The sequence below is a fragment of the Haemophilus haemolyticus genome, from assembly GCF_003351405.1.
Taxonomy (GTDB): Bacteria; Pseudomonadota; Gammaproteobacteria; order Enterobacterales; family Pasteurellaceae; genus Haemophilus; species Haemophilus haemolyticus_N.
In genome coordinates, this window is record NZ_CP031240.1 from 202893 (window position 1) to 216549 (window position 13657).

The 13657-nt window shown below is 37.3% G+C and carries 15 protein-coding genes; 5 read left to right on the forward strand and 10 right to left on the reverse strand.

The features are described 5' to 3' along the window. Position 1: 1 nt before the first annotated feature. From slmA to crp, 3 genes are read left to right on the forward strand one after another with little or no spacing between them, the layout of a single operon-like run. Entirely contained in the window at positions 2 to 658 is a 657-nt protein-coding gene (gene slmA / locus DV427_RS00925; protein ID WP_046938838.1) for a nucleoid occlusion factor SlmA, read from the forward strand. A 21-nt stretch (positions 659 to 679) separates the two neighbouring features. After that, positions 680 to 931, forward strand: coding sequence for a YheU family protein (locus DV427_RS00930; protein ID WP_005631427.1), 252 nt, complete (start codon positions 680 to 682; stop codon positions 929 to 931). Then, positions 916 to 1593, forward strand: a complete 678-nt coding sequence (gene crp / locus DV427_RS00935; protein ID WP_114890986.1) for a cAMP-activated global transcriptional regulator CRP — start codon at positions 916 to 918, stop codon at positions 1591 to 1593. Before DV427_RS00930 ends, crp begins: the two co-directional genes overlap by 16 nt. A 367-nt stretch (positions 1594 to 1960) precedes the next feature. On the opposite strand, the gene rlmC is transcribed toward crp, so the two are convergent. The 10 genes from rlmC to rpmH all read right to left on the reverse strand — a co-directional run bounded on the left by rlmC (position 1961) and on the right by rpmH (position 10925). Beyond that, positions 1961 to 3139, reverse strand: coding sequence for a 23S rRNA (uracil(747)-C(5))-methyltransferase RlmC (rlmC, locus tag DV427_RS00940; protein WP_114890987.1), 1179 nt, complete (start codon positions 3137 to 3139; stop codon positions 1961 to 1963). Next, positions 3136 to 4188, reverse strand: a complete 1053-nt coding sequence (gene nagZ, locus DV427_RS00945) for a beta-N-acetylhexosaminidase (protein WP_114890988.1) — start codon at positions 4186 to 4188, stop codon at positions 3136 to 3138. Before nagZ ends, rlmC begins: the two co-directional genes overlap by 4 nt. Before the next feature lie 3 nt (positions 4189 to 4191). Next, a complete protein-coding gene (locus DV427_RS00950) occupies positions 4192 to 4542 on the reverse strand; it encodes a YcfL family putative periplasmic lipoprotein (RefSeq protein ID WP_114890989.1) in 351 nt (116 codons plus the stop codon). Next, positions 4542 to 4892 (reverse strand): purine nucleoside phosphoramidase, encoded by a 351-nt coding sequence (hinT, locus tag DV427_RS00955; protein ID WP_114890990.1) that lies wholly within the window; start codon positions 4890 to 4892, stop codon positions 4542 to 4544. Before hinT ends, DV427_RS00950 begins: the two co-directional genes overlap by 1 nt. A 78-nt stretch (positions 4893 to 4970) precedes the next feature. Beyond that, positions 4971 to 6839, reverse strand: coding sequence for a peptidylprolyl isomerase (gene ppiD, locus DV427_RS00960; RefSeq protein ID WP_114890991.1), 1869 nt, complete (start codon positions 6837 to 6839; stop codon positions 4971 to 4973). A gap of 190 nt (positions 6840 to 7029) precedes the next feature. After that, entirely contained in the window at positions 7030 to 8388 is a 1359-nt protein-coding gene (gene mnmE, locus DV427_RS00965) for a tRNA uridine-5-carboxymethylaminomethyl(34) synthesis GTPase MnmE (RefSeq protein ID WP_114890992.1), read from the reverse strand. Between the two features lie 178 nt (positions 8389 to 8566). Beyond that, positions 8567 to 10195, reverse strand: coding sequence for a membrane protein insertase YidC (gene yidC, locus DV427_RS00970; protein ID WP_114890993.1), 1629 nt, complete (start codon positions 10193 to 10195; stop codon positions 8567 to 8569). Then, complete coding sequence (gene yidD, locus DV427_RS00975) at positions 10195 to 10455, reverse strand: membrane protein insertion efficiency factor YidD (protein ID WP_114890994.1); 261 nt, start codon at positions 10453 to 10455, stop codon at positions 10195 to 10197. Before yidD ends, yidC begins: the two co-directional genes overlap by 1 nt. Then, positions 10419 to 10778 (reverse strand): ribonuclease P protein component, encoded by a 360-nt coding sequence (gene rnpA, locus DV427_RS00980; RefSeq protein ID WP_032803246.1) that lies wholly within the window; start codon positions 10776 to 10778, stop codon positions 10419 to 10421. Before rnpA ends, yidD begins: the two co-directional genes overlap by 37 nt. A 12-nt stretch (positions 10779 to 10790) precedes the next feature. Beyond that, positions 10791 to 10925, reverse strand: a complete 135-nt coding sequence (rpmH, locus tag DV427_RS00985; protein WP_005539760.1) for a 50S ribosomal protein L34 — start codon at positions 10923 to 10925, stop codon at positions 10791 to 10793. 254 nt (positions 10926 to 11179) lie between these two features. On the opposite strand from rpmH, the gene dnaA reads away from it, so the two are divergent. After that, positions 11180 to 12544, forward strand: coding sequence for a chromosomal replication initiator protein DnaA (gene dnaA / locus DV427_RS00990; protein WP_114890995.1), 1365 nt, complete (start codon positions 11180 to 11182; stop codon positions 12542 to 12544). 12 nt (positions 12545 to 12556) lie between these two features. Beyond that, positions 12557 to 13657 carry a DNA polymerase III subunit beta gene (dnaN, locus tag DV427_RS00995; protein ID WP_114890996.1) on the forward strand — a complete coding sequence of 367 codons (1101 nt, stop codon included), beginning with the start codon at positions 12557 to 12559 and terminating at the stop codon, positions 13655 to 13657.

Genomic DNA, 13657 nt, shown 5'->3' on the forward strand with positions numbered 1-13657 from the left:
TATGGTAGAAGAACAATTATCTTTATCGGGCGTGGAAGAAATTGCGCCTAAAATTGAAACACAAAAAATTGAAAAAAGAACGGTAAAAGAACGTCGTCAACAAGTGCTTACTGTGTTGATACATATGCTTCATTCCGAACGTGGCATGGAGCGTATGACAACGGCTCGTCTAGCAAAAGAAGTTGGGGTATCAGAAGCTGCGTTATATCGTTACTTTCCAAGCAAAACAAAAATGTTTGAAGCCTTGATCGAGCACATTGAAAATACCTTATTAAGCCGTATTACCGCTTCTATGCGTAACGAAACCCAAACAATGAATCGCATTCATGATATTTTACAAACGATCTTAGATTTTGCCCGTAAAAATCCTGGGTTAACTCGAATTCTAACGGGTCATGCATTAATGTTTGAAGATGCGCAATTGCAAGTTCGAGTCGCTCAATTTTTTAATCGTCTTGAAATGCAGTTTGTCAATATTTTACAGATGCGAAAATTACGTGAAGGACGCGGCTTTAATGTGGATGAACGTATAATTGCCTCGCATTTAGTGACACTATGTGAAGGACAATTTATGCGCTATGTTCGTACTAATTTCCGTCTGAATGCAAGCCAGTCTTTCGAACAACAATGGCGTTTTATCGAGCCACTTTTTGCCTAATTGACTTTACCGAGTAAATATATGATTATTCCTTGGCAAGAACTAGAAGCAGAAACATTAGATAATATCGTAGAAAGCGTAATTTTACGCGAAGGAACCGATTACGGTATAGAAGAACTTTCACTCAACCAAAAAAAACAACTTTTACTGACTCAAATTCGCAATGGAATTGCAGTGATTGTATGGTCTGAATTGCATGAATCCATTGACATCAAAAATAAAACGGAATTTTTGAAACAGGAATGTAAGGAGCACGAATGTCAAATGAATTAACCGAAATTGATGAAGTTGTAACCTCCTCTCAAGAAGAAGAGACAACTCAACGAGATCCAGTTTTAGATTGGTTTCTTACTCACTGCCATTTACATAAATATCCTGCAAAATCGACTTTAATTCACGCAGGTGAAGATGCAACGACACTTTATTATGTCATTAAAGGTACTGTAATGGTCTCTGCAAAAGATGATGAAGGAAAAGAAATGATCCTAACTTATCTAGGAGCCGGGCAATTCTTTGGAGAAGCAGGGCTATTTGATGAAGGTTCAAAACGTTCAGCATGGGTTAAAACAAAAACAACATGTGAAATTGCTGAAATTTCCTATAAAAAATATCGTCAATTAATTCAAGCTAACCCAGAAATCTTAATGTTTTTAACCGCACAATTGGCAAGACGTTTACAAAATACTTCACGCCAAGTGAGTAATTTAGCATTCTTAGACGTAGCAGGTCGCATTGCTCAAACGCTAATGAACTTAGCTAAACAGCCTGAAGCAATGACACATCCTGATGGAATGCAAATAAAAATTACACGTCAAGAAATAGGGCAAATGGTTGGTTGTTCACGAGAAACTGTAGGACGTATTATTAAGATGTTAGAGGATCAGAATCTTATCCATGCTCATGGAAAAACTATCGTTGTATATGGCGCAAGATAATTTTTCATCATAAATTATTCAATAATGAAACCATTCAAAATCAATTTGGATGGTTTTTGTTTAATTAGAAATAATATTCAAAACATTAATTGACAATTAATATAAAGGATTCTATCATTATTCAACTTCTTACGAATATAGTGGGAAGACAGGATTGGTCTCCTGATATAGTGGCTTTTAAAGGTTTATAACCTTATTGCATAGTTTTATGCCGCAAAAGCTAGAACACCAAGATGCATTTTCTAATCTATGGTGGGCTAGGTAGAAATCCCGCAGGGATGCGTGCAGTAAGCCACTTGCTGTTAAGACCAATTCTGCTTAGTTCCACCACCCTTCTTTCAAATTTCCTAGCTTTTTCTATCTCACCTTAATTAATCTTTTTTCTTTCTAGTAAAACTAATACTTCATAATGAGATGTTTGCGGAAACATATCAAAAAGTTGAATTTTCAACGGTTTATAAAAAGTGAGATACTGTAAATCCTTACCCATTGTTACAGAATTACAACTAGAATATAAAATAAAGTCCGATTGCATTTCGTTAAGAAATTCACTTAATTCCTTTCCAATTCCACGACGTGGTGGATTTACAATCACAAGATCTGGCTTATTCTCATTCTGATTTTTCATCACACTTGCCGCGTCTAGTGATTGGAAATTTACATGTTCTAAACCCAATATTTTAGCGGAATGGCTCGCAGCCAAAATAGCGGATGAGGAAATTTCAATTCCAGTCAACTCAATACTTTTTCCCCATTTTTCCTGTAAAGCTTTAGCGCAATGTAAACCAAAGCCTCCCACACCACAAAATAAATCCCAGACTTTATAGATTGGTAATTCACTCACCCATTGCTGAGCGGTTGCATATAATCCCGCAGCCACTTTAGGATTGGTTTGAAAAAAACCTTGTGGGCGAATAAAGAGCGGAATATCATTGAAATTCTCAGGCAAAAATTGTTGTTCTGTCAGAAAAATTTCTTGTTCACCTTCTAAAATGGCCGCGTGCTGTGGCTGTAAATTAATGCTCACCACTTCTAAGTGCGGTAATTTTTCCAATAATTTGGGTAATTCTCGACGAATTAATAGCAATTTATTTTCTGTGCGTAATACAAAACGCAACATTAATTTTCCCGTCGCGATACTTTCTGTGAGCAGAATATATTTTAGCTCGCCTTTTTGTTTAGCAATGTTATAAGGTACTAAACCAGCACGGCCAATAAAATCCTTCAAAACTGGAAAAATCAATGAAAAATGAGTTGGATAAAGGGGGCAATCACACAAATCAATCGCACTTTGTAGATCATTAGGATTTTTTAAAATGCCAAGTATCGGGCGTTCAACACTGCCACTAACAACCATCTTAGCTTTATTACGAAAGCCTTGTTCATTAGATTGAAAAGGAGCCAACCATTGAGCCCCATTGCAATTAATAGAAATCAGTTGCTGCTTTAAATGATGTTGTTTTTCGGTTAACTGCTGACTATAAGGTATTTCAAGCCATTGACAAGAACGACATTCATTTTGCTGATAGTATCGACAATCAATCATGTTCTTGCAGCCTGAATATCTAACCAACGGCTTTGAATATCTGCGAGATTTCGGTGATTCAGTTTCCAACGTTGATCTAAAATCAAATCATTCCACTTGATCACTCTACGTTTAAATAAATTTTGTAAGCGAGCTTGACGAGCCATAAAGTGCGGTTCATTTTCAGTAAGTTTTAGATTATCTAATACTTGAATGACACCTTCACGTTCATTGCACAGTAATAAAAGATCACAACCTGCATTGAGTGCTTTTTTACTACGCTCTACAAAATCACCCATTACGCCAGCGCCTTTCATACCGAGATCATCGGAAAAAATCACACCTTGGAAATTTAATTGTTTTCGTAAGATTTCTTTTAACCAATATTCTGAACCACTTGCTGGTTGACTATCACATTGTCTATAAATGACATGCGCAGGCATAATGGCATCGAGTTTATTTTGTGAAATCAACTGTTGGAAAGGTTGGAGATCGCCACTAAAAATTTCGTCTTTTGCGCGATCATCATAAGGAGTTTCTAAATGAGAATCAGCTAATACATGGCCATGACCAGGGAAATGTTTACCTGTAGATGCCATACCTACTTGATGCATACCATCAATAAAAGCGGTTGCTAAATTTACCGCACTTTTTACATCAGATGAAAAACTGCGATCACCAATCGCTCGACATTCATGCCCCAAATCCAGCACCGGCGCAAAACTCAAGTCAATATCCAAGGCAATCATTTCTGCAGCCATTTGCCAACCTGCTTCTTTAGCGAAGTTCACTTGTTCAGTTGCTGACAATGTTTCTTGAAAAGCCTGCATTGAAGGCAACATCGTGAATCCATCACGGAAACGTTGAACTCGTCCCCCTTCTTGATCCACCGTAATCAATAAAGGCTTTTTCACTCGCTGACGAACAGAACGAATTAATTCTTGAATTTGTTCTCTGTCTTCAAAATTTCGAGTAAATAAAATCAATCCCGCAACAAGAGGATGAGAAAGTAACTCTACTTCCTCTTGTTCCAACTCTTTTCCTTTTAAATCAATTAACAACGTGCTCATAAATTATTTTAAATAAAGGCGATAATTTTTACTTTCTACAGTAGGTTTAATTAAATCGATCCATTTCTCTTCTTGTGGTTTTAGCAAAAATTGAGAGGAATAGCTTTCTTGCTGATTTTCCCACGTTTGGGTTACTCCTAAATGATCGTACCAATACAAGTAGTAACTTATATTCAAAAGTTGCTGACTTTTATTTTTTATAAGCGCTGATTTTTGACTCGTTTCAACTTGAATTAAAGGTGAAAGATTAGATGTGATATTCAAAATCGGCTTCGTTGAATAAGTTAAGTTTTCTACTGAACTTGAACAAGCAGCGAGCACAAGGCTCGCCAAAATTAGAAAATATTTTTTCATTATTTCGCTAACATTTTACCTAAAGGTTCACCACCGACTAAATGCATATGTAAATGGAATACTTCTTGTCCACCATGTTTATTACAATTCACAATTAGGCGATAACCGTCTTCCGCAATACCTTCTTCTTTAGCGAGCTTAGCCGCCACGCTAAATAATCGACCTAGCGCTACTTCATCTTGCTCTGTTACATCATTCACTGTGGGGATGACTTTATTTGGAATGATCAAAATATGTGTTTTAGCTTGTGGTGAAATATCACGAAACGCTGTGACTAATTCATCTTGATAGACGATATTTGCAGGAATTTCTTTACGGATGATTTTGCTGAAAATTGTTTCTTCTGCCATTGTTTGCCCCCTATAAAAAAGTGCGGTGAATTTACCGCACTTTTTATCAAAATTTATCTGAGATTGCAATTTAATCAATTATTGCTGAGCTTCATCATCTTGATTGATGAAAGAATCATTTACTTCAATTTTTGCTCTCTCACGCAATCCTTGCATTAATTGTGCTTGAACTTCAGCCTGACTTGTACGTAATAATTGAGCACTAAATTGGCTTAATTCTTTATCATTAAGCACGCCGTCTTCTACTTTATTTAAAGCAATAATAACCACATCGCCTTTCTCATTATGAGCAACTTGGTAAACCATTTTACCTGATTCTGGTTTAGCAATTGAGAATATGCCATTTGTTAAAATTGGATCTTTATTTTCACTTAAAGTAAAAATTTGCTCACTTGAGAAATTAATTCCATCCACTTTCGATTCAGCATTTTCGCTTAATGCTTTCACCGCTTGTTGTGCTTTCTCGTTAAGAACATTTTCAGCCTTCTGGCGTTTTAAGAACATTTCAATATCTGCTTTCGCATCTTCCAATGTTCTCACACCTTCAGGTTTGTGATCTAACACACGCACAACAATAGCGTGATAATCGCCTACGTTCAAAGGTTCTGAGTTAGCACCACCATTGGCAATATCAGATTCAAAAACCGCAGAAACTACATTAGGGAAATTTAATTCTGCAGGTACATTTTGACGAGAAAAATAACCGCTCTCTTGAACTTTAACACCTGCAACTTGTGCCGCAGTATTCAACGATTTGCTATCTTCAAAAGCCTTATCACGCACTTGCTTTTCAATTGCATAATAACGATTTTCTAATAAGGATTTACGAACTAAATCTGCAACCTGTGCTTTCACTTCATCTAAAGTTTGAGCTTTACGTTCTTGCACTAAAACAATATGGTAATTACCATCCACATTGATTGGTTGGCTATATTGCCCTACCTGTAATGCAGCTGCGGCATCTTCAAAGGCTTTTGGTAATTCATTCGCATTTACCCAACCTAAATCACCACCATTCTCACCAGAAACTTTATCTAGAGATTTAGCTTTAGCTACATCAGTGAAATTTGCACCTTTTTGTAATTCATCGTAAGCCGCCTTAGCATCTTGCTCATTTGCAAATTGAATATGTGCTAAACGCTGAGTCATAAATTGAGCTTTATTATCTTGATAATATTGCGCAATTTCTACATCTTTAACGTCGATACCTTTTTCGATTTGGCTACCCGAGAGATCAATATATTGAACCTTCACTTGTTCTGGCTGAACAAAAGATTTTTGATTAGCCTCGTAATAAGCTTTAATTTCATCATCAGATACCGCTTGCTTTGCAATTTCATCAGCAAGAGATAATGTTGCTAAACGAGCTGAACGCTTTTGAAAGAAAACTTCTGCGGTATTTTTTGCTTGAGCAGGCACGATAAATTCACTGTTAGCAACACCACTTTGCATTTGTTCAAGGGTTAATGCACCACGTAAAATAGCCGCATAACCATCTGAAGTTAAACGATTTTGTTGTAATACTGGTTGATAAACACCGTTATCAAATTTTCCATTAACTTGAAAATTAGGATCTGTCACGATTGCTCGTTTAATCATTTCATCACTGACGCCTAATTTTAATTCTTTCGCATATTGACGAAGCAATTCTTGATCAATCATTCGATTGATGGTGCTTTGACGAAGTGCGGTAACAAATTCAGGAGAATCTGACTGAGCCATAAATGCTTCGCCTTCGCGTTGTGCACGAGCCTCAAATTCTTGGTTGTAGCGATTTAAAAAATCTTGTTGCGAAATCACTTCGCCATTAACTTTTGCAGCATAAGTATCATTTGAACTAAAAAGATAGCCAGACATACCGCCGACTAAAAAAGATAAAGTAATCAAACCCAAAATAAACTTAGCTGCCTTTGAATTTGATAAATTGTGCATTTTTTCAATTAACATTCTATAACCCTTGTTATAAACATAAAATTTTCCCGATTATAATCTAAACCTAGAAAATTAGCATCTTAAAAAGTGAAAACACCGTGCTCATAAAGCAAGCTAATACCAATTCCAATCAGCACTATGCCAGCAAAAATCTCCGCTTTTGATCTAAATTTTTGCCCAAGAAAATGACCGCGCTTTACTCTTGCTATTTTCCAATACAGAAAGAACTAAAAATATTACCTAGCAAGTCATCTGATGTGAATTCTCCTGTAATTTCACTCAAATAAGTTTGTACTAAACGTAATTCTTCCGCTAAAAGTTCTCCCGCATGAAATTCTGTAAGTTGAACCAAACCGATTTGTAAATGCTCTGCGGCTTTCTCAAGTGCATCTAAATGACGACGACGAGCTAAAAAGCCCCCTTCCATGCCAGTTTGGAAACCCATTGCTTGTTTTAAATGATCACGTAAAAGTTGTATACCATCATGCGTTTGAGCGGAAAGGCTAATCATTTGATACCCGTCTTCTTCGCTTTCACTTGCTTGTTCGCCATTTAAATCGATTTTGTTTCGAACAATAGTGACAGGCAATGTTGTGGGTAATTTTGCTAAAAATTCTGACCGCACTTTGCTTAAATCTGCACTTTCAGGATCGCTACTATCTAACATCAAAATAATACGATCGGCTTGTTCGATCTCCGTCCATGCGCGAGAAATGCCAATGCGCTCAACTTCATCGGTTGCATCTCGAAGACCCGCGGTATCAATAATATGCAATGGCATGCCATCAATATGAATATGCTCACGCAATACATCACGCGTTGTACCCGCAATATCCGTTACGATAGCTGCTTCGCGACCAGCAAGCGCATTAAGCAAGCTTGATTTGCCAGCATTTGGACGACCAGCAATCACAACTTTCATGCCTTCACGTAAAATAGAACCTTGTTTGGCTTCTGAGCGAACATCTTCCAACTGATTAATAATACCGCGTAAGTTTGCTTCAATTTTTCCATCCGCCAAGAAATCAATTTCTTCATCAGGAAAATCAATGCTTGCTTCTACATAGGTGCGTAAGTAAATAACAGAATCAACTAATTCATTTACTTTCTTCGAAAATTCACCTTGCAAAGATTTTAATGCGGAACGTGCTGCCTGTTCTGATGTTGCATCAATTAAATCCGCAATCGCTTCCGCTTGAGCAAGATCCAATTTATCATTCAAAAAAGCTTGTTCAGAAAACTCACCTGGTCTCGCCAAACGGATTCCATCAATTTGCAAAATACGTTTGAGTAATAAATCTAATACAACCTGTCCACCGTGACCTTGCAATTCCAATACATCCTCACCAGTAAATGAATTTGGTGATTTGAAGTAAAGGGCAATCCCTTGATCTAAAACCGAGCCATCAGCATCCTTAAAAGGGAGATAATCAGCCATTCTTGGCTTAGGACATATTCCCAACACTGCTTGTGCAACTTCTGTTGCTAAAGGCCCAGAGATTCTTAAAATCCCAATACCACCACGACCTGGCGCAGTAGCTTGAGCAACGATTGTTTCTTTCATAAAAAACCTATTATCACGTAGAGTAAGTATACTCTAGACTAATCATAATATTAACCTATTGAGAAAATGCATATGTTTACCAACAGCGCTATTACTATCATTAACTGTGGCCATATTTACCACGACCGATAAAACAAAGAAAGGCACTTTTGGTGCCTTTCTTTCCATTCATTTAAGATTATTTCTTACGAGAATGCAGTCCCTTTTTCTCTAATCCACGGTAAATTAATTGCTGTTGTGCAATTGTAATTAAGTTAGAAACTAACCAGTACAACACTAAACCAGCAGGGAACCATAAGAAGAAGAACATAAATACTAATGGCATAAAGTTCATCACTTTTTGCTGCATTGGATCCGCTACTGGTGTTGGAGACATTTTTTGCAACAAGAACATTGAGATACCCATTAAAATAGGGAAAATATAATAGGGATCTTGTGCTGATAAATCTTGAATCCAACCAAAGAACGGAGCATGACGTAATTCAACTGCTTCCATAAATGTCCAATACAATGCGATGAAGATTGGCATTTGAAGAAGAATTGGCAAACAACCACCAAGTGGATTTACTTTTTCTTCTTTATAAAGTTTCATCATTTCTTGGCTCATACGTTGGCGATCATCACCAAAACGCTCACGCATTTCTTGCATTTTAGGTTGCAACATACGCATTTTAGCCATTGATGTATATTGTGCTTTCGTAAGTGGATACAAAATTGCTTTCACCACGATTGTTACACAGATAATCGCTAAGCCCCAGTTAGATACAATCCCTTGAATAAAGGTTAATAACCAGAATAACGGTTTAGCAATAAACCAAGCCCAACCGTAATCAACTGTTAAATCTAAATGATTTGCTACGGTAGCCATTTGATTTTGAAGTTTAGGACCAGTCCATAATGAACTTGTAATCGTCTCTTGAGCACCAGCAGGAATTGTCAAAACTGGACCACGATAACCGATTGAAGCGACATTATTTTTAGTATCTGTAATTGTGTAAAGTTGATTATTTACATCTTGATTAGGGATCCAGGCCGATACGAAATAATGTTGTAATACTGCAACCCAACCAGCTTTAGTATCAATAGAAAGATTATTATCCTTCATATCGCCAAAACTATATTTTTTATAGTTAGTTTCTGAAGAAGAATATGCGCCACCAGTATAAGTTGGCATAGCTACATTACCAGAGCTTTCAACAATAGAATGTTTTAATTGACCATAAGGTTCCACTTCAATAGCTTGACCACTTTGGTTATTAATCTTGTAATCTACGCCTAAATCATAGCTACCACGTTTTAATACGAAGATTTTTTCATAAGTCACACCATCTTTTTCAAAAAGAAGAGGAACTGAAAGAGACTCTTGACCATCTGCTAATTTAAAATTATCGCCTTCAATTTGATATTGCGCACGACCAAAACGAGTATCGATACCGTTTTTACCAATTAAACCACTTTGTGCAATATACACATGTTCTTTGGTGTCTTTTAATAACACAAACGGTGTTTTTGAATCCAATTCTGCATCATATTTTAATAATTCAGAACTAATTACATCACCGCCTAAAGTATCAACTTTCAAACGGAATACATCGTTTTCAAGGGTAATAATACGGCCATGAGTTTGAGAATCCGCTACGACTTGTGAATTAGAAGAAGGAGAACTTGCCGGAACATCAGAATTGGCAGTCATTGAAGTTGTTTGCTCAGTTGGCACTTGTGGATTTTTATCCAACTGCCATTGCTGATAAACAAGGAAAGAAATAAAAATTAGCGCTAACACTAATAGGCTACGTCTTGAGTCCATTATTTTTTCTCATCGTTATTATTGATTTTAGGTGGAACAGGATCGAATCCACCAGTGTTCAAGGGGTGACATTTTAATACACGTTTTAGAGTAAGCCAACTACCTTTTAACAATCCATGTGTTTTTAACGCTTCAATGCCATAGCAAGAACAAGTGGGCACAAACCGACAACGCGGTCCGATAAGAGGACTAATAACAACTTGATAGAAACGAATAAATCCAATTAAGATTTTTGCACCAAACGAATGTGTCGTTGCCATAATTTTTCTAAGATTTGCACAAAAGAGCTATTATCAAGCTTACCTATACCACCTTTTGCAACAAAAACAAAATCACATGCTGGTAAACGATGTTGCGATAAACGAAAACTTTCTCGTACTAAGCGTTTAATACGATTACGATCATGAGCTCGTTTTAAATGTTTTTTAGCCACAGTCAAACCTAAGCGAGGATGCTCAAGATTATTTTTTCTGGCAAGGATGGTTATTTCTGGAGTGCTAGCTCTGAACGGTTGTTCGAAGACATTTTTGAATTGAACGGGAGTTAACAAACGTAACTCCCTTGAAAAGTTCAGCTTAACCACTAAGAACGGTGATTATGCAGATAAACTTTTACGACCTTTAGCACGACGACGCGCTAAAACTTGACGGCCATTTTTAGTTGCCATACGAGCACGGAAACCGTGAGTACGACTACGTTTTAATACAGAAGGTTGAAATGTACGTTTCATTGTAATCTACCTAAATCCAGATTATGAGTTAATAAAAATAGAGCGCAATTTTAATCATAAAATACGCGTTCGTCAAATAAGAAACGGAAATTTTTCGGGAAAAACTCTCGGACTTCCAAAATCGGGGGGATTATACGGATTTTTGTATAAATCTCAAGCCGATTTTTTAGAAGATCTTTCCACGCATTTATTGTAAAATCTCCGTCAATTTTTACCGCACTTTTCTCTATTACAAAAACAACAAGGATCCTTTTGTGAATCTCTCAAATCTTTGGCAAAGTTGCCTGTTACAACTTCAAGATCAAGTTTCAGCCAGCGATCTTAGCACTTGGCTTCGTCCTTTACAGGCTGATGTGGTGGCGGATAACCACATTGTTTTATATGCTTCTAATATGTTTGTGAAAGGTTGGGTAGAAACTCATTATCTCGCACAAATCCAGCAAATTTGTCAAACACTTGCACAAAATCCTGAACTTCGCATTTCTTTAAAAGAAGGGGTTAAACCTGCACCTAAAGTAGTGGAAAGTGCACCAAGTGGCAATCCTAAAACAGAAAGTGCGGTAGATTTTCAAACTGAATCTAGTGCTTCAGTAAAATTTGAATCTCATCTAAATACTAAACACTTATTTGATAACTTTGTTGAAGGTAAATCGAACCAACTCGCACGTGCAGTCGGTCAAAAACTTGCGCAAGCGCCAGGCGAACCTTCGGCCAATCCCTTCTTTTTATATGGTGGTACAGGCTTAGGTAAAACTCACTTGTTACACGCTATTGGGAACGGCATTTTAGCCAATAAACCGAATGCGCGTGTGCTTTATATTCACGCCAATAACTTTATGCAACATATGGTAAAAGCAGTGCGTGATAATAAAATGGATCAGTTTAAAAAATTCTATCGTTCTCTCGATGCACTTTTAGTGGATGATATTCAATTTTTCGCTGAAAAAGAAAAAACTCAAGAAGAATTCTTCCATATATTCAATAGCTTATTTGAAACTGGTCGCCAAATTATCTTAACATCAGATCGTTACCCAAAAGAAATTGAAAAAATTGAAGAACGTTTAAAATCACGTTTTGGCTGGGGCTTAACAACAGCCATAGAGCCACCCGATCTTGAAACGCGTGTAGCGATTTTATTGAAAAAGGCGGAAGAACATAATATGAACTTGCCAGAAGAAGTCGCTTTCTTCATTGCTCAACGCTTGCGTACCAACGTGCGTGAACTCGAAGGGGCGTTAAATCGAGTGAAAGCAATGCAAGACTTCAAAGGCGGCGACATTGATATTGATTTCGTGCGTGATACCTTAAAAGATATTTTGGCTCTGCAAGAACGTCTAGTTACTATTGAAAATATTCAAAAAGTGGTGGCTGAATATTATCGAATTAAGGTTTCAGATTTAAAATCAAAAAGCCGTGCGCGTTCAGTCACTCGTCCACGCCAAATTGCCATGGCATTAGCAAAAGAATTAACAAACCGAAGTTTACCTGAAATCGGTCGTGCCTTTGACCGTGATCACACGACCGTATTAAACGCTTGCCGCGAAGTACCAAAATTCCGCGAGCAAGACAATAGCATTCAAGAAGATTGGGCGAATTTAATCCGCACTTTGTCCGCATAAAAGGAGAACGCAATGCAATTTAGTATTTCAAGAGAAAATTTATTAAAACCGTTGCAACAAGTATGTGGCGTATTGAGTAGTCGTCCAAACATTCCTGTATTAAACAATGTGTTGTTGCAAATTGAAGACAATCGATTGACTATCACAGGCACAGATTTGGAAGTCGAATTATCGAGTCAAACTCAAATTTCATCGTCTTCTGAGAATGGCACCTTTACGATTCCAGCAAAAAAATTCTTAGATATTTGCCGCACTTTATCTGATGATTCAGAAATCACGGTTACTTTTGAAGAAGACCGTGCATTAGTGCAGTCTGGGCGTAGCCGTTTTACACTAACAACTCAACCTGCAGAAGAATATCCTAACCTCACGGATTGGCAGTCTGAAGTAGATTTTGAACTACCGCAAAATACCTTGCGCCGTTTAATTGAAGCCACTCAATTTTCCATGGCAAACCAAGATGCGCGCTATTTCTTAAATGGCATGAAGTTTGAAACAGAAGGCAATTTATTGCGAACTGTGGCGACAGATGGCCATAGACTTGCGGTCTGTACTATCTCACTTGAACAAGAATTACAAAATCATTCTGTGATTTTACCGCGTAAAGGCGTATTAGAACTTGTTCGTTTATTAGAAACAAGCGATGAACCAGCACGTTTACAAATCGGTACTAACAATTTACGTATCCATCTCAAAAACATTGTATTTACATCAAAATTAATTGATGGTCGTTTCCCTGACTATCGCCGAGTGCTGCCTCGTAATGCAACGAAAATTGTCGAAGGCAGCTGGGAAATTCTTAAACAAGCCTTTGTACGCGCATCAATTTTATCGAATGAGCGTGTGCGTAGCGTGCGTTTAAATTTAAGCGAAAACCAACTAAAAATTACAGCCTCTAACACCGAGCATGAAGAAGCGGAAGAAATCGTAGATGTCAATTACAATGGAGAAGAATTAGAGGTCGGCTTTAATGTCACCTATATTCTTGATGTGCTCAATGCGCTTAAATGCAATCAAGTTCGCATGCGCCTAACTGATGCTTCTTCTAGCTGCTTAATCGAAAACTGCGAAGACAGCAGTAGCGAATATGTAATTATGCCAATGCGTTTATAA

What these genes read in the sequence shown, in the direction of transcription:
- slmA (WP_046938838.1), top strand. Translation starts at nt 2, where the DNA reads ATGGTAGAAGAACAATTATCTTTATCGGGCGTGGAAGAAATTGCGCCT.
- DV427_RS00930 (WP_005631427.1), top strand. Translation starts at nt 680, where the DNA reads ATGATTATTCCTTGGCAAGAACTAGAAGCAGAAACATTAGATAATATC.
- crp (WP_114890986.1), top strand. Translation starts at nt 916, where the DNA reads ATGTCAAATGAATTAACCGAAATTGATGAAGTTGTAACCTCCTCTCAA.
- rlmC (WP_114890987.1), bottom strand. Translation starts at nt 3,139, where the DNA reads ATGATTGATTGTCGATACTATCAGCAAAATGAATGTCGTTCTTGTCAA.
- nagZ (WP_114890988.1), bottom strand. Translation starts at nt 4,188, where the DNA reads ATGAGCACGTTGTTAATTGATTTAAAAGGAAAAGAGTTGGAACAAGAG.
- DV427_RS00950 (WP_114890989.1), bottom strand. Translation starts at nt 4,542, where the DNA reads ATGAAAAAATATTTTCTAATTTTGGCGAGCCTTGTGCTCGCTGCTTGT.
- hinT (WP_114890990.1), bottom strand. Translation starts at nt 4,892, where the DNA reads ATGGCAGAAGAAACAATTTTCAGCAAAATCATCCGTAAAGAAATTCCT.
- ppiD (WP_114890991.1), bottom strand. Translation starts at nt 6,839, where the DNA reads ATGTTAATTGAAAAAATGCACAATTTATCAAATTCAAAGGCAGCTAAG.
- mnmE (WP_114890992.1), bottom strand. Translation starts at nt 8,388, where the DNA reads ATGAAAGAAACAATCGTTGCTCAAGCTACTGCGCCAGGTCGTGGTGGT.
- yidC (WP_114890993.1), bottom strand. Translation starts at nt 10,195, where the DNA reads ATGGACTCAAGACGTAGCCTATTAGTGTTAGCGCTAATTTTTATTTCT.
- yidD (WP_114890994.1), bottom strand. Translation starts at nt 10,455, where the DNA reads ATGGCAACGACACATTCGTTTGGTGCAAAAATCTTAATTGGATTTATT.
- rpmH (WP_005539760.1), bottom strand. Translation starts at nt 10,925, where the DNA reads ATGAAACGTACATTTCAACCTTCTGTATTAAAACGTAGTCGTACTCAC.
- dnaN (WP_114890996.1), top strand. Translation starts at nt 12,557, where the DNA reads ATGCAATTTAGTATTTCAAGAGAAAATTTATTAAAACCGTTGCAACAA.